26 protein-coding genes are annotated in these 26,428 nt (G+C 66.5%); 10 read left to right on the top strand and 16 right to left on the bottom strand.

Features of this window, described 5'->3' with window-relative positions; genetic code table 11:
• Positions 1-28 precede the first annotated feature (28 nt).
• Together ppsA and DFR24_RS03820 are read left to right on the top strand one after the other, a co-directional pair.
• Positions 29-2,368 carry a phosphoenolpyruvate synthase gene (gene ppsA, locus DFR24_RS03825; RefSeq protein ID WP_407075114.1) on the top strand — a complete coding sequence of 780 codons (2,340 nt, stop codon included), beginning with the start codon at positions 29-31 and terminating at the stop codon, positions 2,366-2,368.
• Positions 2,369-2,372: 4 nt separating this feature from the next.
• Positions 2,373-3,116: a ribonuclease T2 family protein gene (locus tag DFR24_RS03820; protein ID WP_133880001.1), complete on the top strand. Its 744-nt coding sequence runs from the start codon at positions 2,373-2,375 to the stop codon at positions 3,114-3,116.
• A gap of 210 nt (positions 3,117-3,326) precedes the next feature.
• On the opposite strand, the gene DFR24_RS03815 is transcribed toward DFR24_RS03820, so the two are convergent.
• Together DFR24_RS03815 and DFR24_RS03810 are read right to left on the bottom strand one after the other, a co-directional pair.
• Complete coding sequence (locus tag DFR24_RS03815; protein ID WP_133880000.1) at positions 3,327-4,337, bottom strand: sterol desaturase family protein; 1,011 nt, start codon at positions 4,335-4,337, stop codon at positions 3,327-3,329.
• A gap of 62 nt (positions 4,338-4,399) precedes the next feature.
• Positions 4,400-4,714, bottom strand: a complete 315-nt coding sequence (locus tag DFR24_RS03810; protein WP_133879999.1) for a hypothetical protein — start codon at positions 4,712-4,714, stop codon at positions 4,400-4,402.
• 235 nt (positions 4,715-4,949) lie between these two features.
• On the opposite strand from DFR24_RS03810, the gene DFR24_RS03805 reads away from it, so the two are divergent.
• Positions 4,950-5,669, top strand: a complete 720-nt coding sequence (locus tag DFR24_RS03805) for a hypothetical protein (protein ID WP_210772643.1) — start codon at positions 4,950-4,952, stop codon at positions 5,667-5,669.
• Between the two features lie 38 nt (positions 5,670-5,707).
• On the opposite strand, the gene DFR24_RS03800 is transcribed toward DFR24_RS03805, so the two are convergent.
• Positions 5,708-6,586, bottom strand: a complete 879-nt coding sequence (locus DFR24_RS03800; protein ID WP_133879998.1) for a sulfurtransferase — start codon at positions 6,584-6,586, stop codon at positions 5,708-5,710.
• A gap of 116 nt (positions 6,587-6,702) precedes the next feature.
• Between DFR24_RS03800 and DFR24_RS03795 the strand changes: the two genes are divergently transcribed.
• Positions 6,703-8,043: a class II 3-deoxy-7-phosphoheptulonate synthase gene (locus DFR24_RS03795; RefSeq protein WP_133879997.1), complete on the top strand. Its 1,341-nt coding sequence runs from the start codon at positions 6,703-6,705 to the stop codon at positions 8,041-8,043.
• Positions 8,044-8,132: 89 nt separating this feature from the next.
• Here DFR24_RS03795 and DFR24_RS03790 read toward each other — a convergent pair whose 3' ends face one another.
• The 4 genes from DFR24_RS03790 to DFR24_RS03775 all read right to left on the bottom strand — a co-directional run bounded on the left by DFR24_RS03790 (position 8,133) and on the right by DFR24_RS03775 (position 11,532).
• Positions 8,133-8,597: a cupin domain-containing protein gene (locus tag DFR24_RS03790; RefSeq protein ID WP_133879996.1), complete on the bottom strand. Its 465-nt coding sequence runs from the start codon at positions 8,595-8,597 to the stop codon at positions 8,133-8,135.
• 21 nt (positions 8,598-8,618) lie between these two features.
• Positions 8,619-9,278, bottom strand: a complete 660-nt coding sequence (locus DFR24_RS03785; RefSeq protein ID WP_133879995.1) for a glutathione S-transferase family protein — start codon at positions 9,276-9,278, stop codon at positions 8,619-8,621.
• 61 nt (positions 9,279-9,339) lie between these two features.
• Positions 9,340-10,374: an AI-2E family transporter gene (locus DFR24_RS03780; protein ID WP_133879994.1), complete on the bottom strand. Its 1,035-nt coding sequence runs from the start codon at positions 10,372-10,374 to the stop codon at positions 9,340-9,342.
• Positions 10,375-10,407: 33 nt separating this feature from the next.
• Positions 10,408-11,532: a hypothetical protein gene (locus DFR24_RS03775; RefSeq protein WP_133879993.1), complete on the bottom strand. Its 1,125-nt coding sequence runs from the start codon at positions 11,530-11,532 to the stop codon at positions 10,408-10,410.
• 233 nt (positions 11,533-11,765) lie between these two features.
• Here DFR24_RS03775 and DFR24_RS03770 point away from each other — a divergent pair, with 233 nt between their 5' ends.
• From DFR24_RS03770 to folD, 5 genes are all read left to right on the top strand, one after another.
• A complete protein-coding gene (locus tag DFR24_RS03770; RefSeq protein ID WP_133879992.1) occupies positions 11,766-12,788 on the top strand; it encodes an NAD-dependent epimerase in 1,023 nt (340 codons plus the stop codon).
• 6 nt (positions 12,789-12,794) lie between these two features.
• Positions 12,795-13,262 (top strand): hypothetical protein, encoded by a 468-nt coding sequence (locus DFR24_RS03765; RefSeq protein ID WP_133879991.1) that lies wholly within the window; start codon positions 12,795-12,797, stop codon positions 13,260-13,262.
• Between the two features lie 27 nt (positions 13,263-13,289).
• On the top strand, positions 13,290-13,736 hold the full coding sequence (locus DFR24_RS03760; protein ID WP_133879990.1) for a VOC family protein: 447 nt from the start codon (positions 13,290-13,292) through the stop codon (positions 13,734-13,736).
• 219 nt (positions 13,737-13,955) lie between these two features.
• Entirely contained in the window at positions 13,956-14,399 is a 444-nt protein-coding gene (locus tag DFR24_RS03755) for a hypothetical protein (RefSeq protein WP_211346582.1), read from the top strand.
• Between the two features lie 97 nt (positions 14,400-14,496).
• The gene (gene folD, locus DFR24_RS03750; protein WP_133879988.1) at positions 14,497-15,351 is read left to right on the top strand and encodes a bifunctional methylenetetrahydrofolate dehydrogenase/methenyltetrahydrofolate cyclohydrolase FolD; all 855 of its coding nucleotides are present in this window, start codon (positions 14,497-14,499) and stop codon (positions 15,349-15,351) included.
• A 29-nt stretch (positions 15,352-15,380) separates the two neighbouring features.
• Here folD and DFR24_RS03745 read toward each other — a convergent pair whose 3' ends face one another.
• From DFR24_RS03745 to DFR24_RS03705, 9 genes are all read right to left on the bottom strand, one after another.
• Positions 15,381-16,001 carry a carbonic anhydrase gene (locus tag DFR24_RS03745; protein ID WP_133879987.1) on the bottom strand — a complete coding sequence of 207 codons (621 nt, stop codon included), beginning with the start codon at positions 15,999-16,001 and terminating at the stop codon, positions 15,381-15,383.
• A gap of 13 nt (positions 16,002-16,014) precedes the next feature.
• Entirely contained in the window at positions 16,015-17,214 is a 1,200-nt protein-coding gene (locus tag DFR24_RS03740) for a hypothetical protein (protein ID WP_133879986.1), read from the bottom strand.
• Positions 17,215-17,264: 50 nt separating this feature from the next.
• Entirely contained in the window at positions 17,265-18,653 is a 1,389-nt protein-coding gene (locus tag DFR24_RS03735) for an undecaprenyl-phosphate glucose phosphotransferase (protein WP_133879985.1), read from the bottom strand.
• Positions 18,654-18,846: 193 nt separating this feature from the next.
• Entirely contained in the window at positions 18,847-19,440 is a 594-nt protein-coding gene (gene msrA, locus DFR24_RS03730) for a peptide-methionine (S)-S-oxide reductase MsrA (RefSeq protein WP_210772642.1), read from the bottom strand.
• Positions 19,437-19,946, bottom strand: coding sequence for a peptide-methionine (R)-S-oxide reductase MsrB (msrB, locus tag DFR24_RS03725; protein WP_133879984.1), 510 nt, complete (start codon positions 19,944-19,946; stop codon positions 19,437-19,439). Before msrB ends, msrA begins: the two co-directional genes overlap by 4 nt.
• A 43-nt stretch (positions 19,947-19,989) precedes the next feature.
• A complete protein-coding gene (locus DFR24_RS03720; protein ID WP_133879983.1) occupies positions 19,990-21,873 on the bottom strand; it encodes an ATP-binding cassette domain-containing protein in 1,884 nt (627 codons plus the stop codon).
• Positions 21,870-22,256, bottom strand: a complete 387-nt coding sequence (locus tag DFR24_RS03715) for an OsmC family protein (RefSeq protein ID WP_133879982.1) — start codon at positions 22,254-22,256, stop codon at positions 21,870-21,872. Before DFR24_RS03715 ends, DFR24_RS03720 begins: the two co-directional genes overlap by 4 nt.
• 4 nt (positions 22,257-22,260) lie before the next feature.
• Positions 22,261-22,992: an N-acetylmuramate alpha-1-phosphate uridylyltransferase MurU gene (gene murU, locus DFR24_RS03710; protein ID WP_246051502.1), complete on the bottom strand. Its 732-nt coding sequence runs from the start codon at positions 22,990-22,992 to the stop codon at positions 22,261-22,263.
• On the bottom strand, positions 22,989-23,978 hold the full coding sequence (locus DFR24_RS03705; protein WP_281280138.1) for an aminoglycoside phosphotransferase family protein: 990 nt from the start codon (positions 23,976-23,978) through the stop codon (positions 22,989-22,991). Before DFR24_RS03705 ends, murU begins: the two co-directional genes overlap by 4 nt.
• Before the next feature lie 132 nt (positions 23,979-24,110).
• Between DFR24_RS03705 and DFR24_RS03700 the strand changes: the two genes are divergently transcribed.
• On the top strand, positions 24,111-26,318 hold the full coding sequence (locus DFR24_RS03700) for an LPS-assembly protein LptD (RefSeq protein ID WP_133879980.1): 2,208 nt from the start codon (positions 24,111-24,113) through the stop codon (positions 26,316-26,318).
• The last annotated feature ends 110 nt before the right edge of the window (positions 26,319-26,428 follow it).

Here is a 26,428-nt window from a genome sequence, read left to right as displayed (position 1 = left end):
ACACGTACTCTGGTACTCGCGACTGCGCATGCACGACGTCGAAACCGTCGGCGGCAAGAACGCCTCCCTGGGCGAGATGATCTCCAACCTCGCCGCCTCCGGCGTGAAAGTGCCCAACGGCTTCGCGACCACGGCCGATGCGTACCGCGAGTTCCTCCGCCACGAGGGCCTCGACGAGAAGATCAACGGGCAGCTCAAGGCCCTGAACGTCGACGACGTGCAGGCGCTGGCCGCCACCGGCAAGTCGATCCGCGACGCCGTTTCCAAGGCACCGTTCCCGGCGCAGCTCGAAAAGGAGATCCGCGCCGCGTACCACGAGCTGGTCAAGGAATCGGGCACCGAGATCTCGGTGGCCGTGCGCTCCTCGGCCACCGCCGAGGATCTTCCTGACGCTTCGTTCGCCGGACAGCAGGAGACCTTCCTCAACGTCAGCGGCATCGACAACGTCCTGCACGCGATCAAGGAAGTCTTCGCGTCGCTGTTCAACGACCGCGCCATCAGCTACCGCGTGCATCACGGCTTCGCGCACGAGCACGTCGCCCTGTCGGCTGGCGTGCAGCGCATGGTCCGCTCGGACAAGGGTGCATCGGGCGTCATGTTCACGATGGACACCGAGTCGGGCTTTCGCGACGCCATCTTCATCACGGCCTCCTACGGCCTGGGCGAAGCGGTGGTCCAGGGCGCGGTCAACCCGGATGAGTTCTACGTCTACAAGCCGGCCCTGAAGGCCGGTCGTCCCGCCATCCTCAAGCGTGGCCTGGGCGAGAAGGCCAAGAAGATGGTGTATTCGACCGAACGCAAGCTCGGCCGCACCGTCGAGTTCGTGCCGGTGGCCAACGACGAACGCGGCAAGTTCTGCCTGACCGACGCGGACGTCACCGAACTGGCCAAGCAGGCGCAGACCATCGAGGACCACTACCAGCGTCCGATGGACATCGAGTGGGGCAAGGACGGCGTCGACGGCCAGATCTACATCCTGCAGGCGCGTCCCGAAACCGTGCAGAGCCGCGCCTCGGCCAACGTGCTGCGCCGCTACAAGCTCAAGGACCACGGCAAGGTGCTGCTCGAAGGCCGCGCGATCGGCCAGAAGATCGGCGCCGGCACCGTGCGGCTGATGAAGGGCCTCGACCAGATGTCGAAGGTGCAGAACGGCGACGTGCTCGTCACCGACATGACGGATCCCGATTGGGAGCCGGTGATGAAGCGCGCCAGCGCGATCATCACCAACCGCGGTGGCCGTACCTGCCACGCCGCGATCATCGCGCGCGAACTGGGCATCCCGGCCGTCGTCGGCTGCGGCAACGCCACCGACCTGTTGAAGGATGGCCAGAGCGTCACGGTCTCCTGCGCCGAGGGCGACACCGGCAAGATCTACGACGGCCACATCGACTTCGCGGTCGACGAGGTCGCGCTCGACAAGATGCCGGACATCCCGGTCAAGATCATGATGAATGTCGGCACGCCGGAGCAGGCGTTCGACTTCGCCGCCCTGCCCCATCGCGGCGTGGGTCTGGCCCGACTCGAGTTCATCGTCAACCGCCAGATCGGCATCCACCCGCAGGCGCTGCTCGAGCTCGAACGCCAGCCGCCCGACGTGCGTCGCCAGATCAACGCGATGATCTCGGCCTATGCCAGCCCGCGCGACTACTTCGTCAAGCGTCTGGCCGAAGGCATCGCGACCATCGCCGCGGCGTTCGCGCCCGAACCGGTGATCGTGCGCATGTCGGACTTCAAGTCCAACGAGTACGCCAACCTCGTCGGCGGCAAGAAGTACGAGCCGCACGAGGAGAATCCGATGCTCGGATTCCGTGGCGCCTCGCGCTACATCGCGCCCTCGTTCCGTCCGTGCTTCGACATGGAGTGCGAGGCGATGCGCTTCGTGCGCAACGAGATGGGTCTGACGAACATCAAGATCATGATCCCGTTCGTGCGCACGATCGGCGAAGCCAAGCGCGTCAACGAGATCCTGGCGGAGAACGGCCTCAAGCGTGGCGACAACGGCCTCGAGCTGATCATGATGTGCGAGCTGCCGAGCAACGCGGTGCTGGCCGACCAGTTCCTCGATCACTTCGACGGCTTCTCGATCGGTTCCAACGACATGACCCAGCTCACGCTCGGGCTGGATCGCGATTCCGGTCTGATCGCGCACCTGTTCGACGAGCGCAACGATGCCGTGAAGGCGATGCTGCACATGGCCATCCAGGCCTGCCGCAAGCGCAACAAGTACGTCGGCATCTGCGGCCAGGGACCCAGCGATCACCCGGAACTGGCGAAGTGGCTGCTCGAGGAAGGCATCGAGAGCATGTCGCTGAATCCGGACACGGTCGTCGAGACCTGGCTGTTCCTCGCAGGCGGCGTCAAGGCCTGAAGAGATGCGCGCGGTCCTGCAACGGGGACTGCGCGCGTTGTGGGTCGTCGCCGGGCTGAGCGCATGCCAGCCGGGTGACGCTCCGCCGGCCCCGGCCGACGATCCGGCTTTCTCGACGCCGCGCCTCGAATTGCCGGGGAACACGTCGGCTCCCGCCGAAGCCCCGACTCCGCACGCACCCGCCCGCGCGAGCTTCGACTACTGGGTGCTGGCGCTGTCGTGGTCGCCCGAGTTCTGCGCCTCCAGCGAGGCGCGCCCGAACTCGCGGCAGTGCTCGCAACCCCACGAGTTCATCGTCCACGGCCTGTGGCCGCAATACGAGCGTGGCTACCCCGCGTCCTGCGACACGCACGCGCGTGTCAGCGAGCGCACTGCAGACGATCTCGCGGAACTGGTTCCCGATCGCGGCCTCGTGTTCCACCAGTGGAAAAAACACGGCAGCTGCAGCGGCATGACGCCCGAGGCGTATTTCGAGGCGCTCGAACATGCCGGACGCTCGGTGGTCGTTCCCAGCGCCGCGCTGGCAGCGGCGTCCGACCGGCCGGTGAAGCGACAGGATCTCGAGCGCGCTTTCATCGAAGCCAATCCGCGCTTGACGCCGGACGCGATCACGTTCGAGTGCAAGGGCAATTCCCTGCGCGAAGTACGCATCTGCCTGGACCTTGCGCTCGCGCCGCGCGCCTGTGGCCGCGACGTGCACGAGGGTTGCGGATCCAAGCCGCTGACGGTGCGCGCGGCGGCGCGCTGAGTTCGCGGCCGCGAATGCCGTCAGATGATCTGCATGCACGGCATGCGCGTGGAACGGTGACGGCGCCACTCCAATGCGTGAGCACGGTCAGTTCGTAGGGTGCGCTCCGCGCACCAAGCCGCTTTCGTTGGAAACGGAATCGGTGCGCGAGGCGCACCCTACGAAGACGTGACGCGCACGGTGCGCAGACCCGCCGCTGATCAAGAAGATTCAGCTCGTGGTCGCAGGCAGCGGACGCGGACGAACGCGCGTGATCAGATCTCTGACCCAGTCGACGTGCACCTGCAGAAAATCGCGCAGCGGCTGGCGCGAGTCGTAGCGATCACCCATGCCGTCGACACCGAGCACAAGATCCGCGGGTGCGTTGCGCGAATCCATGTAGGTGCCGAACAGCCGGTCCCAGATCAGCACGAGGTCGCCGAAGTTGTGATCGTGGAAACGGGCATCGCGCGCGTGATGAATCTTGTGCGCACGCGGACTCGAAATGCCGATGCGTTCGAGCCAGCCCAGCCCGCGCAGGTTGCTGTGCGTCCACAGGCTCTCGAACGAGGCGACCATCGAGGCGATCAGGATCGCGTCGGGCGAGGCCCCCAGCAGCGCTGCCGGGATCGCCTGCGGAACGGCGATCAGCACGGCTTCCATCGGCGAGATCCGCGCAGCGGTACCGATCGTGAATTCCGTGGCGGAGTGATGTACGGCGTGGAGGCGCCACAGCGCGCGCGTGTGCAGCAGGCGGTGGTTCCAGTAGTTGAAGAACGTCATGCCCAGGTACAGCAGCGGTGCGGCCATCCAGATCGGCGCGTCCACCAGCGGACCGTGATGGCTGCGGGCATCCAGCAGGGCCACCGCGGCGTCGACCAGGCCGGCCGAGATCAGCGTCGCCGACGCGGCGATGCCGCCGGACAGCGCGAGAAAGAGATAGAACAGGTCGCTTCGAGCGGAATCCGAGGGGGCGATCAGCAGGCGTCGCAGCGAGGACGCGGCCCAGCCGGTCAGCACGAGCTCGATGGCCAGCGCGGCAAGCAGGCCGCCGCCGAACACCGCCAGACCGGGATGCAGGAATCCCCGAACGATCACGCCCGGCGTGTCGAGCCCGAATTCTCCACTGACGATCAGCAGCAGCGCCTTCAGTACGAACGCGAACCCCAGCGCCGTTCCCAGCGCGAGCAGCAGGCTGCGCGCAGAAGACGTCAGCGTGGCAAGCGTCGGACGAAGGTTCATGGGAATGGAGGCCGGTCGAGGAAGCGCCGGCCCCGGCGCGAGGCCGGAGCCGGCGACGAGGCTCAGCGGGCCGACGCGGGCAGCGTCACGGCGACGGGCTGGCCGACCTGCACACCGTCGGGCGAGCGACCCTGCAGCATCACGCCGTTGTTGAAGCGGCCGTTGTTGAAACGACCGTTGAGCTGGAGGCCGTTGTTGAAGCGACCGTTGTACTGAACGCCATTGTTGAACCGGCCGTTGCGCTCGATGCCGTTGTTGAAGCGGCCGTTGAATTCCGTGCCGTTGTTGAAGCGGGCGGCGTGGGCGGGAGCTGCGGCGGCGGCCGACAGCAGCGCGGCAACGGCGATCAGGCGGAAGAAGGATTTCGAGGTTTTCATGGGTAGCTCCAGAGGTTGAAGTGGGTTGCGAAGAAGGATGTGTTCGACGGAATCCAGGCTACGCATCGGCCATGTCCGGCGTCGTTCATGGGGCGGAAACTTCGTGTCAGCCCGGTTTCAGCCTTCCTGCCCCTTCGCCACGGCACCCGGGCGGAGCGCATGCCGCGTCACAGCCCGGCCCGCGGGCCCGCTACCATGGACCGTCCCCTCGACGCCGCGACCGCGCCGCACTTCCGTGCCGATCTACCGCCAGCTCGACCCCAAGCAGATCCACGACACCGCGTCGATGCTCGAGCGGCGCATTTCCGAACGCTTCACCGGCTCGGGGCTCAGCCACGTCGCGCGCGAACTGGTCGCGATCGCGCAGGAAACGCAGTCGCGCATCGAGGCGCTGCGCAGTCCGCACTGGGGCCTTCGCATCGGCGCCTGGACCGCGGTGCTGGCGCTGGTGGGCATCGCCGTCGTCGCACCCGTGTTCGTGCAGGTCAAGGACGAGGTCGGCGGCATCATCGACCTGATGCAGGGACTCGAAGCCGGCATCAACAACCTGGTGTTCGTCGCGATCGCGGTCTGGTTCCTCGTGACGTTCGAGTCGCGACCCAAGCGCAAGGCCGCCCTGGCCGCGCTGCACGAATTGCGCAGCATCGCGCACATCATCGACATGCATCAGCTCACCAAGGACCCGGAGCATGCACTGACGCGACGCATGGACACCGCGTCGTCGCCGCAGCGCGTGATGAGCCGCTTCGAGCTGTCGCGCTACCTGGACTACTGCTCCGAGATGCTGTCGATCACCAGCAAGCTCGCGGCGGTCTACGCGCAGTACCTCAACGACAGCATGGTGCTGGACGCCGTCAACGACGTGGAGACCCTGACCGACGGACTCTCCCAGAAGATCTGGCAGAAGATCATGATCCTCGACAGCATCGGCGGCGGCGAGCCTCCTGCGTCCTGAAACAGCGCAATCCGGCCGTCTTCCTCAGGCGTCGCCGGTCACACCAGCGGCAGGCTCGGATCCGCTGCCCATTCGGTCATCGAGCCGTCGTACAAGGCCACGTTCTCCACGCCGATCAGGCTGAGCGCGAAGGCCGCGCTGCTCGCCGCGATGGCGCCGCCGCAGTACGCGATGACGCGGTCGGCGCCGGTCGCCCCGGCATGTCCGAACTGCGCTCGCAGCGTGTCGGCGTCGAGGTAGATCTGCGTATCCGGCTTCAACAGGCCGAGGAACGACACGTTCACGCTCGACGGGATGTGCCCTGGCCGCTTGTAGCGGACCGGGCCGCGGCCGGCGAACTCCTCGGGATCCAGCGCGTTCAGGAGACACGTGGCCCCATCTCCGATGGCGGCTTTCACCTCGTCCCGCTTCGCGATCCGCTCCGGTCGCGTGCGCGCCACGAAACTCGACGCCGGATACGTGCTCGACGCCTGCGACACCGGACGGTTCTCGGCCACCCACTTCTTCCAGCCGCCGTTGAGCACGGCGGCACCGTCGAACCCGAAGCTGCGCATCATCCACCACACGCGCGCGGCCCAGAGGTTGAGCATGTCGTCGTACAGCACGACACGCGTACCGGGACCCACGCCCAGACGCGACATCACCGCCTCGAACTGCGCGGCCGGTGGCATCGGATACATGAAGCGCGGATTGTTGCGGTCGCAAAGATCTTCGCGCAGATCGACGAAGGCGCTGCCGGGAATGTGCCCGGCCTCGTAGTGGCTGCGTCCGCTGACCATCTCGATACGCCGCCCGGCGCTTTCGTCGAAATAGTTCGGCAGGTAATGGGTGCAGTCGATGACGCGCAGATCCGGGTCGCCCAGATGGGCCTCCAACCAGTCGGTCTCGGTCAGGTACTCGGGATGGGCATAGTCCACGTCGCAGCTCCTTCTGTTCGAACCCCGAGCTTGCACGACCTGTGGGCGAGCCGCAGGATCGGGCTGTCCCTACCGGCGGACACGTCGTCGCCGGTTTTTTCGTCGACGAGGTGCGCATGACCTGGCAGCCCGATAGCTGGCAACAGAAACCCGCGGTACAGCAGCCGGCCTATCCGGATGCGGCGGCGCTCGGTCACGCGCTGGACGAGCTGCGCACGCTTCCGCCGCTGGTGACGTCCTGGGAGGTCGAGGCGCTGCGCAACCAGCTCGCCGAAGCCGAAGCGGGCAAGCGCTTCGTGCTGCAGGGCGGAGACTGCGCCGAGTCGTTCGCGGACTGCCGCGCCGAGATCATCACGAACCGTCTCAAGGTTCTGCTGCAGATGTCGCTGGTGCTCGTGCACGGGATGCAGACCCGCGTCACGCGCATCGGCCGCTTCGCCGGCCAGTACGCCAAGCCGCGTTCGGCCGACAGCGAAACCCGCAACGGCGTCACCTTGCCCGCCTATCGCGGCGACATCGTCAACGCTCCGGAATTCACGCCCGAGGCCCGCATTCCCGATCCGCGGCGGCTGCTGCGCGGGCACATGCATTCGGCGATGACGATCAATTTCGTGCGCGGCCTGATCGACGGCGGCTTCGCCGATCTGCATCACCCGGAGTACTGGGATCTGGCCTGGGCGAAACGCTCGCCGCTGGCCACCGAATACCAGTTGCGTGTCGACACCATCGGCAACTCGCTGCGTTTCATGGAGCGCCTTGCCGGCACCGACCTGCACGAGTTCAATCGCATCGACTTCCACACCAGCCACGAGGCGCTGGTGCTCTGGTACGAGCAGGCGCAGACGCGCCAGGTCCCGCGCAAGCCCGGCTGGTACAACCTGTCCACGCACTTTCCGTGGATCGGCATGCGCACCGCGGATCTGGACGGCGCGCACGTCGAGTATTGCCGCGGCATCCGCAATCCGATCGGCGTGAAGATCGGCCCGTCGATCACCGACGACTGGCTGCTCGGGCTGTGCCGTACGCTCAATCCCGACAACGAGGCAGGGCGGCTGGTGCTGATCCATCGCATGGGCGCCGGCAAGATCGCCGATCACCTGCCGCGCCTGATCGAATGCGTGAAGAAGGCCGGCCATCGCGCGCTGTGGATCTGCGACCCGATGCACGGCAACACGCAGACGCTCGCCAGCGGGGTGAAGACGCGCCGCTTCGATGACATCGCCTCGGAAGTCCGGCAGGCCTTCGCCATCCACGCCGACTGCGGCTCGCGACTGGGCGGCGTGCACCTCGAGCTGACCGGCGAGGACGTGACGGAATGCCTGGGCGGCGCGCGCGACCTGTCGGAGAAGGATCTCGAGCGCGCTTACCGTTCGCAGGTCGACCCGCGCCTCAATTACGAACAGGCGCTGGAGCTATCGCTGCAGATGGCGTCGTCGCGCGGCGTGACGCCGCATTGAGGGAGCCGCTTTCGTAGCCCGGGTGAAACCCGGGGCTTTTTCCATCAAGGGAGACGAAAGCCCCGGGTTTCACCCGGGCCACGGTGAGGTCAGGCGGCTTCCGCTGCCGCCTTCGCCGCGACGAAATCCTTGAACCCGAGCGTGCCGATCACCTTGCCGTCGTTGTCCTGGATCTCGAACAGCTCTTCGGAGCCGTCCTCCGTCCACATGTGGTACAGCACGATCGCGCCTTCGTCGCCACCGCATTCGAGGTGACCCGGTGTGCCGGCGGGCGTGGCGGTGAACGTCCCGCAGGGCCGGATCTCCTTCGGGCTGCCGTCCAGTTCGTACAGGCGATGCTCGCCCTGCACGACGAAGGTGTTGGTGGGCGCGACGTGCCGGTGCGGCACGATCGTCTCGAGCGGATCGAACTTCACGATGAAGTCGACCGCCTTGGCGACCTCGTCGACGCGGTAGATCTTGGCGACGAAGTGCTGCAGCTCGCCGAGCGGCTGCCACTGGATGTTGCGATCGTCGAAAGCGAACGGCGTGGGGGCCTTGCTGGGTGCGGTCATGGCGGGGTCTTCCTTGCGGGTTCAGGTCAGCGGCAGCGCCGCCTTGGGACGAAACATCTGCAGGTCCTGCTCACCGCCCTTCTCCATCGCGCGCTTGTACGCCGGGCGTGACTGCATGCGCTTGAGGTAGGCCGCAAGGATGGGACGGGTCTCGATGTGGCCCAGCGGCTCGGCCAGTTCCAGCACCCAGGTCATGTTGATGTCGGCCGCCGAGAAACCACTCTCGAGCAGGAATTCCCGCTTCGACAGCACATCCGAGATGTACGCGAAGCTGTTCTGGAGCTCGTTCATGAAGAACCCGCGCAGGGCGTCGCCGCAGCCGTTGCCAGTCATGCCGTTGAGCAGGTCGAACACCACCGGACCCATCGCCGAGCCTTCGGCGTAGTGCAGCCAGAAGCAGTAGTCGGCAAATTCGGGCGAGGACTCTGGAATGCTGAGCTTGCCGCCCGCCACGCGGCGCGTGATGTAGTCGAGGATCGCGCCGGATTCGGTGAGCGCCTTGCCATCGTGTTCGATGGTCGGCCCCTTGCCCAGCGGATGGATCTTGAACAGCGACGGTGGCGAGCGGACCGTGACCGGATCGCGCATGTGCTTGACCAGTTCGTACGCAACGCCGAGTTCCTCGACCAGCCAGAGGACTCGCTGCGAACGCGAGTTACTGAGGTGATGCACCTTGAGCACGTCTCTCTCCTTGTATTCCAACCGTTTTATGAACCGCTTTTCGTGACGCGAACCTCGGCACTCAGACGAGCGCCTTGTCCTGCAATTCGTCCTTCAGATACGCGTAGTAGATCGGCGCCGCGATCAGGCCCGCGATGCCGAATGCCGATTCCATGACGAGCATCGCGATCAGCATCTCCCACGCCTTGGCGCGGATGCGGGAACCGATGATGCGGGCGTTGAGGAAGTATTCGAGCTTGTGGATCACCACCAGGTAGGTCAGCGAGCCGATCGCGACGAACAGCGAATTGCTCAGACTGACCACGACGATGACGGCGTTCGAAATCAGGTTGCCGACGACGGGCAACAGGCCGCAGACGAAGGTGACGGCGATCAGCGTCTTGGTCAGCGGCAGATCGACGCCGGTCAGCGGTAGCAGCACGGCCAGATAAAGGCCGGTGAGCGTCGCATTGACACCCGCGATCCAGAACTGCGCGAACACCACGCGGCGAAAGGACCGGCTCAGGCGCTCGGTGCGTTCCACCAGGGCCGTGGCCAGCGGGCGCCTGCCGACCACCGTGGTCGCCTCGCTCAAGGCCAGCAGCGAACCCACCACCATGCCGATCAGGATGTGCACCAACGCGCGGGCAAAGTCCTTGCCGACGCCCTGCAGCGCGGCCGAATGCTCGCGCAGCCAGGTCGTGGTGGCCGTACGCAGCTCCTCGGCAGTCTCCGGAACGTAGGCGAGCACCCAGCCCGGCAGCCGGTTGCGCGACTGGTCGATGATCTCGGCCAGCTTGCGCATCAACGCGGAGAGGTTGCCGGCGTCGCTGCGGAAGTACGTGATGGCGCCGAAGATCAGCAGGATCAGGAAGGTCACGACCAGGATCGAGATCGCGACCACCACGATGATGCTGGCCCAGTCGCGACTGATCTCCGCGCGACGAACCAATGGCGTCAGGATCCGCACCAGCTCGAACACCAGCAGCCCGCCCAGCAGCGCCGGCAGCAGGTGCAGATGGAGCACCAGGAACAGGCCGATCCCCATCAGGATCCACGCGACGAGGTCGAGCCGCGGGACGGACTTGGACAGCACCAGAGCCTGGTTCACGTTCATTCCATCAGCATGCCAGAAGCAGCCGCCGGTTCTTCAATGCACGTGGGCCTCGTGAGCGTTCGCGCCGACCACGCTCGACAGCCAGCGACGGCCGCCGCGCCGCAGCAGCGAACCCAGGTACAGCAAGGCCAGCACGATGGCCGGCCACACCGGGATCGTTCCCATCCCGATCCAGTACGCGCTCAACTGCACGCCGTGCGACGACAGCACCATGTCGAGCGCGGCCAGGCACAGCAGCAAGGCGAGCAGGCGCGCGGCGGACGCGTCGACGGCGCCGATCACGGCCATCTGCCAGGCACGGGTCCAGCGGGACGGCCGCGCATCGGGCGGCGTGCGCAAGGCCGTCACCAGGCCCGCGACCGCGTAGCCCAGCAGCAGTGCCGGTGCGATCGCCACGACCAGCAGCACCATCGCCGCGCCGACGCCCTGCAGCGTGCCGGCATGCGGATCGAGCCGCGCAAGCGCGATCAGGCCCAGCAGCGCCGCGAGATTGCCCAGGCCCTCGAACGGAGGCTGCGGATCGCGGTGGTCCGACTGCTCGTCCAGATGCGGCCGCCCGAACACGACGTGAAGAATCGACCCGGCCACCAGGGCCTCGAACCAGGCGAAGGCGCGCGCCCCCAGCACCGAGTTCAGTTCCAGCCCGAACAGATAGCCGGCGACCGTGCCCGCGCACATCATCGCGATGGTCGCGGCCGGCAAGGTGCGGCCGAACACCGGCGCCATGACCCACCACACCATCAGCCCGACCGGGACGCTGTGGACCACGATGGCGATCGCCAGCGCCTCGCGCGCATGGCCATGCCCTTCGTGCAGACCCTGCGCGGGTGTCAGGGCCGCGCCGTCGGCCAGGCTGTGCAGCAGCAGACCCAGCACCGCCAGCGCGAGCGTCGCCAGGTGCGCCTCGCGTCGCGCATGCTGAAGGCCGTGCTCGACCAGGCTGGGGCCGATCGCCCCGAGCGCGAGGAACGCGAAGCTCCACGGTCCGCCGTCTCCGAACGCGCCGGGCACAACCTCGAGCAACACCAGTCCGGCGATGCTCACGAGGACGAAGCCGTCGAGAAACGCCAGCAACGCGGGCCGCGGGCGCGCAAGGCCATAGAGCAGCGGCCCGGATAGCAGGGCCGCAAGCGTCGCCAGGAGCGGAAGCAGATTCATCAGGGAGTTCATGGGCGCAGAGCCGGGTCCGGCGGACCCGCGGCATCGGCATTGCGAAGCGGGGCCCAATTATTTCACGACAGCCGCATCGTGCTCTGCAGGGTCGACCCGCATCACCCACCAGATGGGAGGGTGGCTGCCGGCGCGGCCGGACCGCCGCCAGGGATGCCTCCGTGCAGACGGCACGCGACCGAGCGAGGCAGTCGCGGGCGGGCTTGCCATAATGCCGGACCATGTCGACACCACCTTCCCGCATCCTCGTCACCGGCGCTGCCGGTTTCGTGGGCCATCACCTCAGCCAGCGCCTGCTCGACGCCGGGCACGAGGTCACCGGCCTGGACAACCTCAACAGCTACTACGATCCAGCGCTGAAGCACGCGCGGCTCGCGCTGACGCAGCCGCGCAAGGGCTTCCGCTTCGTGAAGGCCGATCTTTCGGACCGCGAGGCGATGGAGCGCGTGTTCGCCGAAACCAGGTTCGATCGCGTCGTCCACCTGGGCGCCCAGGCCGGCGTCCGCTATTCGCTGGAAAAGCCGCTCGAGTACATCCACAGCAACCTCGTCGGCTTCGCGCACATCCTCGAAGGCTGTCGCGCGCAGAAGACGCCGCACCTGCTGTACGCCTCTTCATCGTCGGTCTACGGCGCCAACGAGAAGCTGCCGTGGTCGGCCGAGGACAATGTCGATCACCCGGTTTCGCTGTACGCGGCCACCAAGAAGTCCAACGAGCTGATGGCCCACAGCTACGCGCACCTATACGGGCTGCCCTGTACCGGGCTGCGCTTCTTCACGGTCTACGGCCCCTGGGGCCGGCCCGACATGGCGTACTACAAGTTCGCGCAGGCGATGGTCGCCGGCAAGCCGATCGAGGTCTTCAACCACGGCGACATGCAGCGCGACTTCACGTACATCGACGACATCGTCGATGCGATGGTGCGGCTGCTGGATCGACCGCCCGCCGGAAATCCCGACTGGAATGCGCTGGATCCGGATCCTTCGTCGAGCCGCGCACCCTGGCGCGTCTACAACATCGGCAATCACAGCCCGGTCTCGCTGATGCAGTTCATCGAGACGCTCGAGAACCTGCTCGGCGTGAAAGCCGTGAAGAAGCTGCTGCCGATGCAGCCGGGCGACGTGCAGGCCACGTATGCCGATGTCGAGGCCTTGCAGCGCGATGTCGACTTCGCGCCGGCCACCCCGCTGGAAACCGGCCTCGGACATTTCGTGCGCTGGTTTCGCGACTACCACCGGAGCTGAGCCGGCATGGCGACGCAGCCGCGCAACCTGTTCGAGGCGGCGACCTCGCGAGGTCGCGTGCTGCGCCAGGGTGAGGTCGCCTGCATCGTCATGGACGGCGGCGGCGCCTCGATCGTCTTCATGCAGGAACTGACCGGCGCACAGAAATGGGCGCAGTCGCGCTTGCCCAGCTCCAACCTGCTCACGGATCGCGCACGCTTCCTCGATCAGTTCACCGTGCTGGTGTCGCGCCCGGGCAGCATCCAGGCCACGCGCGGCAACGAGCGCCAGCTCGAGAAGATCGCCAAGGCGATGCTGGGGGCGGGCTACGACCTCTCCGAGTGGACGCTCCCGCCCGAACTGAAGTCCATCGGGCACGCGCCGGTCACGGCTCCCGCCGCGGGCCGCAAGGCTGACGACGACGCAGCGCCCGCTGCCGGCAAGGCCGCCCCCGCTTCGCCCGATGACAGCTCTGAATCCGGCGAAACAGGCTGATCAGAACCGCTGCCGGAGAACCTGCACATGGCTCGATCCACGCTGCACGAGGTGTTCCCGTATCTGCGCGTCAAAGGCGCCGACACGGCGATCGCGTTCTATTGCGACGTGTTCGGCGCGCGCGAGAAATTCCGGCTCGTCGAGCCCTCGGGCCGCATCGGCCATGCCGAGCTCGAACTGGGCGCCATCACCCTGATGGTGTCGGAGGAATACCCCGAGTACGACATCCAGGCGCCGCGCCGGCCGGATCCGACCGGCTTCGCGCTGCACCTGCACGTGGACGACGCCGAAGCGCTGGCGGCCCGCGCGGTCGCCGCAGGCGCGACGATGCTGCGCGCGCCGGCAGACCAGTTCTACGGCGAGCGCTCCTGCACGATCCGCGATCCGTTCGGTCACGACTGGATGATCGGGCACTCGATCGAGGATGTTCCCGTCGACGAGATGCAACGCCGCTACACCGCGATGTTCGACTGATCCGGCGTTGGCGAGCTGCTTGCAGGAGCAAAGGCCAACAGGCTGTCGTCGCACTCCACTGTCCCATCGCCCGGGGCGGGCCTACCGCAAATCGGCCAGATGAGGCAATTCAGCGCGTGCCTGCCAAGAGCTGAAACCTGAGTCGGGATAATCTTCACCACCTTTACTGCATCGATCGCCATGCGTCTGCGCCGTGTGTTGTTGCTTGTCGTGACTCTCGTGGTGGCACCGTCCGCATCGGCAGAGCTGTTTCCGAACATCCGGAAGGGCTACAACTTCGAGGCGCCCGCGTCCTGGCGGCTGGCCCACCCGGACTACATGCTGGCCAGCCCCAGCGGCGCATCGCTGTCGGAGTCGGATCTGCCTCCCAAGGGCGTGCTGACCCTGGAGAAGATCAGCAAGAGCGCGGGCATGATCGCCTGCATCGGCGCGGACTACGAAGACACCAACGAGCAGTTCCCGCTCGACGGCGAGGGCTGGAACGGGCTGGTGAAGGTTTTCGTCGAGCCCCGCCGGACCAATCGGCAGCAGCGACACGTGCTGCAGCTGGTGGCCCAGCACGGCGACAGCTACCGGATCTTCTATCTCGCGATGCCGACCACCGAGTGGAAGGGCGATCGCAAGGGGTTCACGGCGGTGCTCGGCAGCCTGCGTTTCCAATAGCGGCGCATCGGGGGCGCTACAATTCCGGTCCATCGCCCCCACCTGCGCTTCCCTTGAAATCCGACGCTTATCGGTCCTGCCAGCGGACCTGCAACACGTGAGCGCGCGCCTGATCGACGGCAAGGCGGTGGCGCAGACGATCCAGGTCGGACTGCAGGCCCGTATCGCGGAACGCGCCTCCCGCGGCCTGAAAGCGCCCGCGCTGGCCACCGTGCTGGTCGGAGAGGACCCCGCGTCGCAGATCTATGTCCGCAACAAGCGGCGCACCTGCGAGACCCTGGGCATCCGGTCGGTCCCGATCCATCTCGACGCCGGGATCGACAACGCCGAATTGCTGGCCACCATCGATCGGCTCAATGCCGACGACTCGGTGGACGGCATCCTGGTGCAGTTGCCGCTGCCGCGTCAGCTCGATGCCACGACCGTCATCGAGCGCATCCGTCCGGACAAGGACGTCGATGGTTTTCATCCCTACAACCTCGGCCGGCTGGCGCAGCGGCTGCCGACGCTGCGCCCCTGCACGCCCTACGGCGTGATCGAGCTGCTGCGCTCCACCGGCGAGAGCTTTCACGGAAAGCGCGCGGTCGTCGTGGGCGCGAGCAACATCGTGGGCCGGCCGATGGGTCTCGAACTGCTGCTGGCCGGCTGCACCACCACCGTATGCCACCGCTTCACGCGCGATCTCGCAGCCGAAGTGGCGCGTGCCGAGATCGTCGTGGTCGCGGTCGGCAAGCCCGGCCTGGTGCGGGGCGAGTGGATTGCACCGGGAGCCACGGTGATCGACGTCGGCATGAACAGGAACGCCGACGGGTCGCTGAGCGGCGACGTCGAGTTTGCGCCCGCCGCGGAACGCGCCGCGTGGATCACGCCGGTCCCGGGCGGCGTCGGACCGATGACGGTGACGATGCTGATGTCCAACACGCTCAAGGCCGCGGAGTCGCGCGCCGCCTGACGCGGTCGGGCGCCCTGCCCCGTCGGGCCTCAGGCTGCGCCGTCGAAGAAGTCGACGAGGCCGGTCTCGAGCGAATACTCGGCGCCGACGATCATCAGCGAGCCGTCGTCGATCATCCGCTCGAGCATCGCCGAGCCGTGCCGCAGTTGATTCGCCGAAGCGCGGACGTTGGCCCTGACGGCGTGATGGTAAAGCGCCGAAGGATCGTCGCGCAGCGGCGTCGACATCAGTTCGAGCACCGCGGGCCGGATCCGCTCCACGATCGAATTCACGTTGGGCGATGGCGGCGAGCTCTGCGATTGCAGCGCTTCGATCGTCGCGCCCACCGCGCCGCAACGCGAATGGCCCATCACGACCACCAGGCGCGTCTCGAAACGATCGACCGCGAACTCGACGCTGCCGACCACCGAGGGCGCGACGATGTTGCCGGCGTTGCGGATGACGAAAAGATCGCCGAGGCCCTGGTCGAACACGATTTCCACCGGCACACGCGAGTCCGAGCAGCCCAGCACCACCGCGAAGGGGTGCTGTCCGCCGACGAGATGCGCCAGCTGGCGCGGCGCGGCGACCGTGCCGGGATTCTTCTGGCCGAGCACGAAGCGCCGGTTGCCGTCGCGCAGACGGTCGAGGGATTCGGGTGCGGGTATCACGTCGGCTCCACGCTCAGCGGATCGGGAAGAGCAGCTTCAGCTGCAAGCCGGCGATGAAGGATTCGTATTCCTCGCTGGCGAGTTCGGACTTGCGGTCCTCCCAGCCGACACTCGGGGTCACGTTGACCCATTCGCGCGGCGAATACACCGCCGAGAGATGGATGCCCTTGAGCTTGTCTTCGCGATCCGCGTTGATCAACGTCGAATTCTGGAAGTCCTCCCGCTGATAGAACGAATACGCGTTGATGCTGATCAGCTGGGTCGGTTTCCAGGTTCCGCCCGCGTTGACGCCGGTGCCGATCGTCGAACTTTCGCCCTCGCGGTCGGCGCTCGAGATCGCCCGGTACAGGCCGGCGTAGACGTTGGTCTTCACCGAGATGACCCGCGATACGTTGAGCATGCCGACAACCGTGGAATCGTTCTTCACATCGACGCCCTCATTGTCGCGCCGCGACGATCCGATCGCGTAGTCCAGCGACGTCGCCTCGCCCGGTGACCAGCGTCCGACGAGCTGGATCGTCGTCTCCTCGTACTCCTCGACCTGTCCGGGTGCCGGATCGCGGCGGATGAATTCGCCCTCCCGGATCACGCCTTCCACGCCGATTGCCATGGTGCCGCGCCCGACGTAGCTGATTCCCAGGCCGTAGTTCTCTTCATCGAGATCCTGCTGCCGCGAGTTGCCACGCGAATACCGCGTGCGCCTGGCGCCTCCCCGGGGACGCAGTTCGAAATCGCTCAGCACCTTGATGTTGATCGACAGGCTGCCTTCGGTATCGTCCCGCAGACTGCGCTCGTCGCTGCCGTTGGTGTCGTTGAAATCCTGAAGTTCGCGCCGGTCCGACAACTTCAGATCGCCTTTCACCAGCGACCCGATCTGCCATTTCATGCCGCCGTCGATGTTGTGACCTTTGTAGTCCAGCTCCGAGAAACGGTCGTACTCGACCTTGTTGACCGCCGCGTTCAGATTGAACGTCTGAAGGCCCACCGAATAGAGAGAATTCACGCCCCCTTCGTAGCGGAGCAAAGTGTCCGCACGCTGGCGGTCGCCTCGCACGGCCTCGGCCTCGTCTGCGTCGCGATCACGAAAGACGTTGTCGTCGTGCTGTGCTTCCACGGCAACATAGGGCACCAGCTCGAGCTTCGCGTACCCGACGCCGGGCGCCACGCCAAAAGCGAGCGCCAGTGCCATCTTCCAGTTTCGATCGATCGACATTGCGGACTCCCTTTTACCAGCCGACTGATGCGAGTCCCCAAGGACTGCCGCTAGTACGCGTTTCGGTCTCTGAAAATCATCAGGACGGTCATCACGACGATGCGCAGATCGAGCATCGGAGACCAGTTCTTGATGTACTCCAGATCGTAGCGGATACGCTCTTCCATGCGTTCGAGTTGCGCCGTTTCGCCACGCAGGCCGTTGACCTGTGCCCAGCCCGTCAAGCCCGGCTTGACCTTGTGCCGCACCATATATCGCTTCACGGCCTTCCTGTAGTACTCGTTGTGCGCGACGGTATGCGGGCGCGGCCCGACGACACTCATCTCGCCCTTGAGCACATTGACGAACTGAGGCAACTCGTCGATCGACGTTCGCCGGATGAAGCGGCCGATCGGCGTGACACGCGGGTCGTTGCGCGACGCCTGCTGGACGTCCGATCTGGGATTGATGGCGCCGGTGTGCATCGAGCGGAACTTGTAGACCCAGAACCGCTGACCGTTCAGTCCATATCGCTTCTGCTTGAAGATCACCGGCCCTGCGGACGTCAGCTTGATGATCAACGCCACCGTGATCATCAGCGGCGAGAGCACGACCAGCACCGTGAACGAGAACACCATGTCGAAAAGCTGCTTGAGCATGCCGTCCGCGCCGTAGAACGGCGTCTCGGCGATCTCCAGCACGGTGATGCCCTCGACCTCCCGCACCTGCGCTTCGAAGAGATTGATGATCAAAAAATCGGGCACGTAGTAGACCGAAGCGGTCGTGTCGCCCAGATCATCCAGCAGATTCAGCGAACGGCGGCCACCGTCGTCGGGCAGCACGACGAAGACGACGTCGATGTTGTGATCGCGCACGTACTGGGCAACGCTGCGCGCCTTGCCCAGGTACGGCATGCCCTCCAGCGGCCCGCCGGTGCGATCCATGTCGCGGTCTTCGAAGAATCCGACCAGCTCGTAGCTTTGCGACTTGCGCAGATTGCGCGCAAGGCTGCGCGCCGAGTCGTTGACGAACACGACGACGCAGGTGCGACGTCTCACCGCGTGAGGCAGCAGGCGGCCCGCCACCGCGACCGACAGCTTGTGCAGCGCCAGCAGGACCACCGGCGTGGTCACGAACCAGATCAGCAGGACCTTGCGCGAGAAGTAATCCGAATACTTCGTGAGATAGCCGATCAGCAGCAGCGCACCCACCAGCCCCACCCAGCTCCAGTACATGCGGGTGCCAACCGATCCCTGACGCCCCGGCATCCAGGGCGTCAGCAGGTCGTAGCGGCGCAGCATCAGGAAGCCGAAGGCGCCCATCAGCATGGCCATGACCTGGTACGGGATCGTGAACTCGAGCTCCATGAGCGTCGCGATCACCCACACGTTGCCGACGATCGCGAGCGCATACATCACGCCCTGGACGCCCTGGGCCTGGGATTGGCTGGCGCGCCTCATGCGCGAGAACAAGGGCCCTGTGCGCTCTTGGGCGCTGCGAATGGCGTCATCGGATCAAAATTACAGGCAGAACGGTGGGCAAGGTCCGCGGCCTTGGCCGCTTGAACGGTCGCTGACCTCACGGCGAAGCCGGCCGCGAGTCGTAAGGCGCAAGCCGATACGCGACGTACTCTAGCATCGACGAATTCGCCGCCTAGTGACGCGGGTCTCCCCAGACTTCCCGCAGGCGGGCATCGCGTCGGCAGCCCTCCCGGTATTCCGCGTATCGCGCCGTGTTGCGCTTGCGGAAGTCCTGATGCACGGCCTCGGCCGGCCAGAAGCGGTCGGCGCGGGAAATGTGCGTGAGGACGGGCTGTCCGAAGCGTTTCTGCACGGCGTCGCGACTCGCCTGCGCGGCGGCTCGTTGGACAGCGTCGAGATAGAAGATCGCCGGCCGGTACATCGTGCCCTGGTCGCAGAACTGGCCGTCCCCGTCGAACGGATCGTGCGTGCGCCAGAAGTGCGCGAGCAGCTCCGCGTACGTGATCCGGGCCGGGTCGTAGACGACCTCGATGGCCTCCGCATGGCCGGTCATGCCGCTGGCGACCTGCTCGTAGCTGGGATTCGGGACATACCCGCCGATGTAGCCCGAGACCACCGACGTGACGCCCGGCAGGTCCTCGAAGTCGGATTCGGCGCTCCAGAAACAGCCGGTCGCGAAGATCGCCCGCGCCGCCTGCGCGCCCGCCGACAGACCCAGGCCCAGCAGGAAGGCGGCGAGCAGTACCGCGCCGCGCGGCCGCTTCACGCGCGCAGCGCAGGCAGCTTGTCGGGCTCGGGCACGAACTTCAGCGCAACGCCGTTGTTGCAGTAGCGCAGGCCGGTCGGCCTCGGGCCGTCGTCGAAGACGTGCCCCTGGTGCCCGCCGCAGCGTGCGCAGTGGTACTCGGTGCGCGGGATCACGAGCAGGACGTCCGTCTTGGTGGCGATCCGCCCCTTCATCGGCTGCCAGAAGCTCGGCCAGCCGGTTCCCGACTCGTACTTGGTTTTTGATTCGAACAACGGCAGATAACACGCCGCGCAGATGAAGGTGCCCGGCGCCTTCACCGCGTTCAGCGGGCTGCTGTGGGGCCGCTCGGTTCCTTCCTCGAACAGCACGTCGTAGGCCTCCGCAGAAAGCAGCTTCTTCCACTGCTCCTTGGACTTCTTCAGCGGAGCGAACTCGGCAGCCGGCGCCGTGGCGGCCTCCAGCTGGCGCGTCATGCCGAGGAAGAAGACGGCCGCAAGGCCGGTGAGGAAATGTCGACGGATCATCGAAGCGCCATCCAGGTGGAGAGGTCGGACGCAAGGTCCGGCGTCACGATCCCGAGCGGCGGGCTTCCAACAGCTCCCAGCGCTCGTACGCCGTGGCCAGACTCTGCGCCATCTCCGACAAGCGAGTCTGCACTTCGATCGCCTTGGCGCGGTTTTGGTCATACAACGCGGACGAACTGATCGATTCCGCCAGCGCGGCCTGCTCGGCCTCGAGCTTCTCGATGCGCGCCGGCAGCTCGTCGAGCTCGCGTCGCTCCTTGCCGGTCAGCGCAGCGCTTTTCACGGCGCTCGCAGCGGCGGACGTCGGCCGGATCGCGGCGCCGGACGAGGCCTTGGGCGTCGGAGCAGGCGCACCGCGCTGGCGCAGGTAGTCCGAATATCCGCCGACCGTCTCGGCGATGCGCGCTCCGCCCTCGAACACCAGGCTGCGCGTGACCACGGCGTCGAGGAATGCACGATCGTGCGACACCACGAGCACGGTGCCGGCGTAGTCGAGCAGCAGCTCTTCGAGCAGTTCCAAGGTCTCGAGATCGAGATCGTTGGTCGGCTCGTCGAGCACCAGCAGGTTCGAGGGCTTGGCGAACAGGCGGGCGAGCAGCAGGCGATTGCGCTCACCGCCGGACAACGAGCGCACCGGGCTGCGCGCGCGATCGGGCGTGAACAGGAAGTCCTGCAGATAGCCCATGACGTGCTTGCGCTGGCCCGCGACCTCGACGAAATCGCGTCCTTCGCCGAGGGCCTCGAACACCGGCGCGTTCTCGTCGAGCCCACCGCGAAGCTGGTCGAAATAGGCGATCTGCAGGTTGGTGCCGAGCGTCACCTCGCCCGCGGTGGGCTCGAGCTGGCCCAGCATGAGCCGGATCAGCGTGGTCTTGCCCACGCCGTTGCGGCCGATCAGGCCGACGCGATCGCCGCGCAGGATCGAGCAGGAAAAATTGCGTACCAGCACCTGCCCGCCGATCTCGTAGGAGATGGCCTTGGCCTCGCATACGCGCTTGCCGGAGTTCTCGGCCTCCGCAATTTCCATGTTCGCCTTGCCCGGCGCATTGCGCCGCGCGTCGAACTGGTCTCGCATCTTCATCAGGCGGTCGACGCGTCCCATGTTGCGCGTACGCCGTGCCTCGATGCCCTGACGGATCCAGGCTTCTTCCTGGGCCAGGCGTTTGTCGAACAGCTTGCGTTCCTGCGATTCGGCGTGCGCACGCTCTTCCTTGCGCCGCAGGAAATTCTCGTAATCGCCGGGCCAGTCGGTCAGCGATCCGCGATCGAGCTCGACGATCCGCGTCGCGAGATTCTTCAGGAAGGCACGGTCGTGCGTGACGAACAGGATCGCGCCCGGGAAGTTCTTCAGGAAGCCTTCGAGCCAGGAGATCGAATCGATGTCGAGATGGTTGGTCGGCTCGTCGAGCAGCATCAGGTCGGGTTCGCGGACCAGGGCCTGCGCCAGCAGCACGCGTCGCTTGAGTCCGCCGGACAAGGTCTCGAACGCCGCCGTTTCGACCGCCTCGACGCGCGAGATCGCTTCTCGCACCTTGGCGTCGAGCGACCAGCCGCCGAGCGCCTCGATGCGCGCCTGCAGGCGGCCCATCTCGTCCACGTTGTCCGGGTGTTCGTCGACCAGGTGCTGGTAGCGCGCCAGCACCCTGCCCGCTTCGCCCAGCCCTTCGGCGACCACGTCGAACACCGTCCCGGTCAGGTTGGCGGGCACGTCCTGCACCAGGCGTGCGATGCGCAGGCTCTGCGCGCGCACGACCTCGCCCGCATCGACGGCTTCGCCTTCGATGACGCGCATCAACGTGGATTTGCCGGTGCCGTTGCGGCCCAGAACGGCCACGCGTTCGCCGCGGCCGACAACGAGATTGACGTTTTCCAGCAGTACCGTCGTGCCCAACCGGAGGTCGAGCGCGCGCAAGGTGAGCAAAGTCAGTTGAAAAGCTCCGTCGAAATTTCAAAGCGCCCGGTGAGGGCCTTGTGGATGGGACATTTGTTGGCGATACCCAGCAGGTACTCGCGTTGCGTGGCGTCGAGCGCGCCGACCAGTTCGATGCGGCGGAACAGCTTGTACAAGCCGCCCGCTTCCTCGCGCGTCACTTCGACCCGCACATCCTCGAGCGGCATCTGCTTGCGCCGCGCCACCATCGTGATGGTCAGCGCGGTGCAGGCGCCGAGCGCGGCGTCGAGCAGGTCATGCGGCTCCGGGCCGGCGCCGTCGCCGCCGGCCGCGACCGGCGCATCCGCGACGAACGTGTTGCCGCCGACCTCGATGGTCTGCTTGAGCTTGCCGTCCGCCGCCTTGTGAACCTTGACCATCTGGCTACTCCTGCGACCGGCGGCCGCGCTGCCTCAACAGGGATTCGAGTTCCGACAGGCGCTGCGGCGTACCGACGTCCGACCAGGAACCATCGAAGCGCTCGCCGCCGAGCTGATCGCAGGCCGCGGCCTGCCGCAGCAAGGGTGCCAGCGGGAAGCGCCCATCTTCGCAGTTCACGAACAACTCGGGTCGCAGAATCGAGATTCCGCTGAAGGTCAGCCGCGGTGCGCCATCGTTGCGGGCCCTGCCCTGCTCGAGCCCGAAATCCCCTTCGCGCCGATGTTCGGGGTTCGGCACGAGCACCAGGTGCGCGAGGTCCCGCTGCGGAAAATCGAGCGCGCGCCGGACCAGCGGTGCGAAATCGTAATCGGCATAGACATCGGCGTTGACCAGCAGGAACGGTGCGTCGCCGAGCAGGTCGAGGGCGCGGAAGACGCCGCCCCCGGTCTCCAGCGGAGGATCGCCCTCGTCGGAGTACGCGATGTTCGCGCCGAAAGCCTCGCCCTGTCCGAGGTGCTCGCGGATCTGCGCGCCGCGGTAGCCCAGGTTCACGACCAGGTTCGTCACGCCGGCGTCGACCAGCCTGCGCACCGCGTATTCGATCATCGGCGTGCCGTCGACGCTGATCAGCGGCTTGGGCAGGTGATCGGTCAGCGGCCGCATGCGCTCGCCGCGGCCCGCCGCGAGAATCATGGCCTTTGGCGCGCGTTCCGCCATGGCGTCCGCCCCGCTCATGTCAGGCCCAGTTCGTCGAACAGGCCCAGCAACGGCGCCAGATCCGCGTGACGCGACGCCACGTCGCGTACGTAGCGGATGAAGCGCGGTGCGTCTTCGAGGTACTGCGGCTTGCCGTCACGATGGCGGATGCGCGCGAAGATGCCGAGCACCTTCAGATGGCGCTGCAGGCCCATCAGGTCGAAGGCGCGCTGGAAGTCCTGCGGCTGCGCCAGCCCGGCCCGGGCGGCGAGTTCGCGATAGCGGGCCACCCAGCCGGCCACGCGATCGGCCGGCCATGACAGGAAGGCATCCTTGAACAGGCAGACGACGTCGTAGGTCACCGGCCCGTACACCGCATCCTGGAAATCCAGCACGCCGGGATTGGGCTGCGACTGCATCAGGTTTCGCGGCATGTAGTCGCGGTGAACGTAGACGCGCGGCTGATCCAGCGCCGATGCGATCAGCACTTCGCAGGTCGAGTCCCAGGCCTGCTGCTGCGCCGGCTCGAAGCGGCGGGACAGGTGACGTTCCACGAACCATTCGGGAAACAGCGCCAGCTCACGCGCCAGCAGCGCGCGATCGTAGGGCGGCAGCACGTCCGGCTTCGATGCCTTCTGCAGCTGCACGAGCGCCGCGATGGCGTCCTCGAACAGGGCGTCGGCATTGTCGGCGTCGATGACGTGCAGGAAGGTCTTGCGGCCCAGGTCGTCGAGCAGCAGGAACCCGCGCTCGAGATCGCGATGCAGGATCCGCGGCACGTGCAGGCCGGCATCCGCGAACAGCTCCGCGATGCGGATGAAGGGCTCGCAGTTCTCGCGCTCGGGCGGCGCATCCATGACCACCCAGGTCGCGGCCGATCCGGCCTGCGTGACGCGGAAATAGCGCCGGAAACTGGCATCGGCCGAGGCCGGCGCGAACCCGGCATCCTGCAGGCCCAGGCAGGACAGGGCCCATTCGCGCGCAGCGGCGGCGCGCGTGTCCAGCACCGGCGATGAATCGTTCACGAGAAATAGACCAATGGCACCGAAGCAAGGGTAGCGATTGCGCCCTGCGCGAGCAAAAAAGGATACTGCCGTGATCGCGAGGCGCCTGACGCCTTCTCCAGAACCTGTCGCACTCCCATCACGCCCAGCCTCGTGCCGTTCGGATTCCATCGCTCCGCGCCCTGCGCTTTGCTGGCGTGTCTGCTCAGCGTCAGCGCGACGGCCGAAGACGTCGACATCCGCGCCCCCAAGGAGGAGATCGGCTGCGCGCAGCTGATGTTCCCGTACGCGCAGCCCGAAATCGTCCTCGACGACCGCATTCGCCTGAACGCCGACAAGGCGCTGCTCGAAAAGGGCGGCCTGTCCGACCTGCTCGGCGGCGTCACGGTGCGCCAGGGCGACAAGGTGTTCTCCGCCGAGCAGATGAACTTCGACGACACCACGCAGGTGGTGACCGTCAAGACCGAATCGCTGTTCCGCAACAGCAGCGTCATCATCAAGAGCCAGGAGGCGCAGTTCGACCTCAAGGGCGAGAGCGGCTCGTTCTTCGACACCGAATTCACATTGCCCAGCCGCTCCGCTCGCGGCGACGCCAAGCGCATCGACGTCAATTCCGATCGCCAGGTGCGCCTCACCGATGCGTCGTACACGACCTGTGCGATGGGCTCGAACGCCTGGTACCTGCAGGCCAGCGACATCCGTCTGGACCAGGACGAAGGGCTCGGCACCGCGCGCAACACCAAGGTGCGCTTCATGGGCGTGCCGATCATCTACCTGCCCTATTTCCAGTTCCCGATCGACAGCCGTCGCCGCACCGGACTGCTCTATCCCACGGTCGGCCAGTTCAGCGGCTCCGGCGTCGATTTTCGCTGGCCGGTCTACATCAACCTGGCGCCCAACTACGACGCCACGGTGACCCCGCGCTTCCTGAGCGAGCGCGGCATCCAGTCCGGCCTGGATTTCCGCTACCTGATGGAGAAGGGCGAAGGCAGCGCGCGCTACGAGTACCTCGACGATCGCAAGTTCGGTGAAGACCGCAGCCTGTTCCGCTTCGACCACCACAGCCTGATCAACGAACGGCTCGGCGTGGAAGCCACGTACGCGGAGACCAGCGATCGCAACTACTTCGAGGATCTGGGCGGCACGCTGTCCAGTTCGTCGATCACGCATCTCGAGCAGACCGCCCGGCTCACGTACCAGGCTCCGGCCTCGTACCAGATCACCGCGCTGGTGCAGAACTTCCAGCCGATCGCCACGACGCTCACGGATATCGACGATCCCTACAAGCGGCTGCCGCAGATCCGCTTTCGCACGCGCTCGCAGCCGCTGTACGACACGCGCGTCGGGATCGAGTCCGAGTACGTCAACTTCGCCCGTGACAACTCGGTCGAAGGCGGCCGCTTCGTACTGGACCCCTACGTGCAGTTCGATCGCCAGTCCGCGGCCTGGTACGTGACCGGACAGGCCGACCTTCACCATACGCATTACGAACTGACCGAGACCGATCCCGGCCAGCGCAAGTCGCCGGACCGCACCTTGCCCATCGTCAGCGCGGAGGCCGGGCTGCGCTTCGAGCGCGTCACCGACAAGGGGCGCCTGCAGACGCTGACGCCGCGGGGTTTCCTGCTCTATGTCCCGTATGACAACCAGGACGACTTGCCGCTGTTCGACACCGGCGAGCCGGATTTCGACTTCGTCCAGCTGTTCGCGCGCAATCGTTTCTCGGGAGACGACCGCCTTGCCGACGCGCGCCACATCGCCGGTGCGGCGACGCTGCGCGAGCTGGACCCCGGTACCGGCGAATCCCGCTGGAGCGCCTCCATCGGCCAGCTCTACCGCATCGAGGCGCCCCGAGTCGGCCTGCCGGACGACCCGCCGCCCGAGCGCGGCGCCACCGAGTTCATCACCCAGTTCGACTACCGGATCTCGCGGTCCTGGCGGGCCGTAGTGGCCGGCCAGTGGTCGCCCGAGCAGCGTGAGTTCGACCGCACCCAGGTGGGCTTCCGCTACCGGGCGCCCGACCGCCGCAGCCAGCTCGACCTGTCGTACCGCTACCGCCGCGACATCCTCGAGCAGGCCGACCTGAGCTTCCTGACGCCCATCGGCGGCGCCTGGAAATTCGCGGCCCGGACCCGGTTTTCGCTGCAGGACAACGAGAGCCGCGAGAACTTCGCGGGCGTCGAATACAGCACCTGCTGCTGGGCGGCCCGGGTCTCGTACCGCCGTTTCATCGGCGACGCCACCGGCGACTTCGACAGCGGCGTGTACCTCCAGCTGCAGCTCAAGGGACTGGCCAGCCTCGGCGCCGGCGGCGCCACGTTGCTGCCGGATTCCGAGATCGACGGCGAGCGTCCACAGTAGTCCTGGCACGGCTTGCGCGGGGTCCGGACAGCGCCTGAAAAATCAGGGCGAACCTCGCGCCGCCGGAGCGGTCCGATGACGGTCGCGTGATACCCTTCGCGCCTTCGAAA

Source organism: Panacagrimonas perspica (assembly GCF_004364935.1).
Classification (GTDB): Bacteria; Pseudomonadota; Gammaproteobacteria; order Nevskiales; family Nevskiaceae; genus Panacagrimonas; species Panacagrimonas perspica.
This window is presented reverse-complemented; position numbering and strand designations above follow the sequence as displayed.

Excerpts from the sequence above, each read along its gene's own strand:
- ppsA (WP_407075114.1), top strand. The coding sequence starts at position 29 with ATGCACGACGTCGAAACCGTCGGCGGCAAGAACGCCTCCCTGGGCGAG.
- DFR24_RS03820 (WP_133880001.1), top strand. The coding sequence starts at position 2,373 with ATGCGCGCGGTCCTGCAACGGGGACTGCGCGCGTTGTGGGTCGTCGCC.
- DFR24_RS03815 (WP_133880000.1), bottom strand. The coding sequence starts at position 4,337 with ATGAACCTTCGTCCGACGCTTGCCACGCTGACGTCTTCTGCGCGCAGC.
- DFR24_RS03810 (WP_133879999.1), bottom strand. The coding sequence starts at position 4,714 with ATGAAAACCTCGAAATCCTTCTTCCGCCTGATCGCCGTTGCCGCGCTG.
- DFR24_RS03795 (WP_133879997.1), top strand. The coding sequence starts at position 6,703 with ATGACCTGGCAGCCCGATAGCTGGCAACAGAAACCCGCGGTACAGCAG.
- DFR24_RS03790 (WP_133879996.1), bottom strand. The coding sequence starts at position 8,597 with ATGACCGCACCCAGCAAGGCCCCCACGCCGTTCGCTTTCGACGATCGC.
- DFR24_RS03780 (WP_133879994.1), bottom strand. The coding sequence starts at position 10,374 with ATGAACGTGAACCAGGCTCTGGTGCTGTCCAAGTCCGTCCCGCGGCTC.
- DFR24_RS03775 (WP_133879993.1), bottom strand. The coding sequence starts at position 11,532 with ATGAATCTGCTTCCGCTCCTGGCGACGCTTGCGGCCCTGCTATCCGGG.
- DFR24_RS03770 (WP_133879992.1), top strand. The coding sequence starts at position 11,766 with ATGTCGACACCACCTTCCCGCATCCTCGTCACCGGCGCTGCCGGTTTC.
- DFR24_RS03765 (WP_133879991.1), top strand. The coding sequence starts at position 12,795 with ATGGCGACGCAGCCGCGCAACCTGTTCGAGGCGGCGACCTCGCGAGGT.
- DFR24_RS03760 (WP_133879990.1), top strand. The coding sequence starts at position 13,290 with ATGGCTCGATCCACGCTGCACGAGGTGTTCCCGTATCTGCGCGTCAAA.
- DFR24_RS03740 (WP_133879986.1), bottom strand. The coding sequence starts at position 17,214 with ATGTCGATCGATCGAAACTGGAAGATGGCACTGGCGCTCGCTTTTGGC.
- DFR24_RS03735 (WP_133879985.1), bottom strand. The coding sequence starts at position 18,653 with ATGAGGCGCGCCAGCCAATCCCAGGCCCAGGGCGTCCAGGGCGTGATG.
- msrB (WP_133879984.1), bottom strand. The coding sequence starts at position 19,946 with ATGATCCGTCGACATTTCCTCACCGGCCTTGCGGCCGTCTTCTTCCTC.
- DFR24_RS03715 (WP_133879982.1), bottom strand. The coding sequence starts at position 22,256 with ATGGTCAAGGTTCACAAGGCGGCGGACGGCAAGCTCAAGCAGACCATC.
- murU (WP_246051502.1), bottom strand. The coding sequence starts at position 22,992 with ATGAGCGGGGCGGACGCCATGGCGGAACGCGCGCCAAAGGCCATGATT.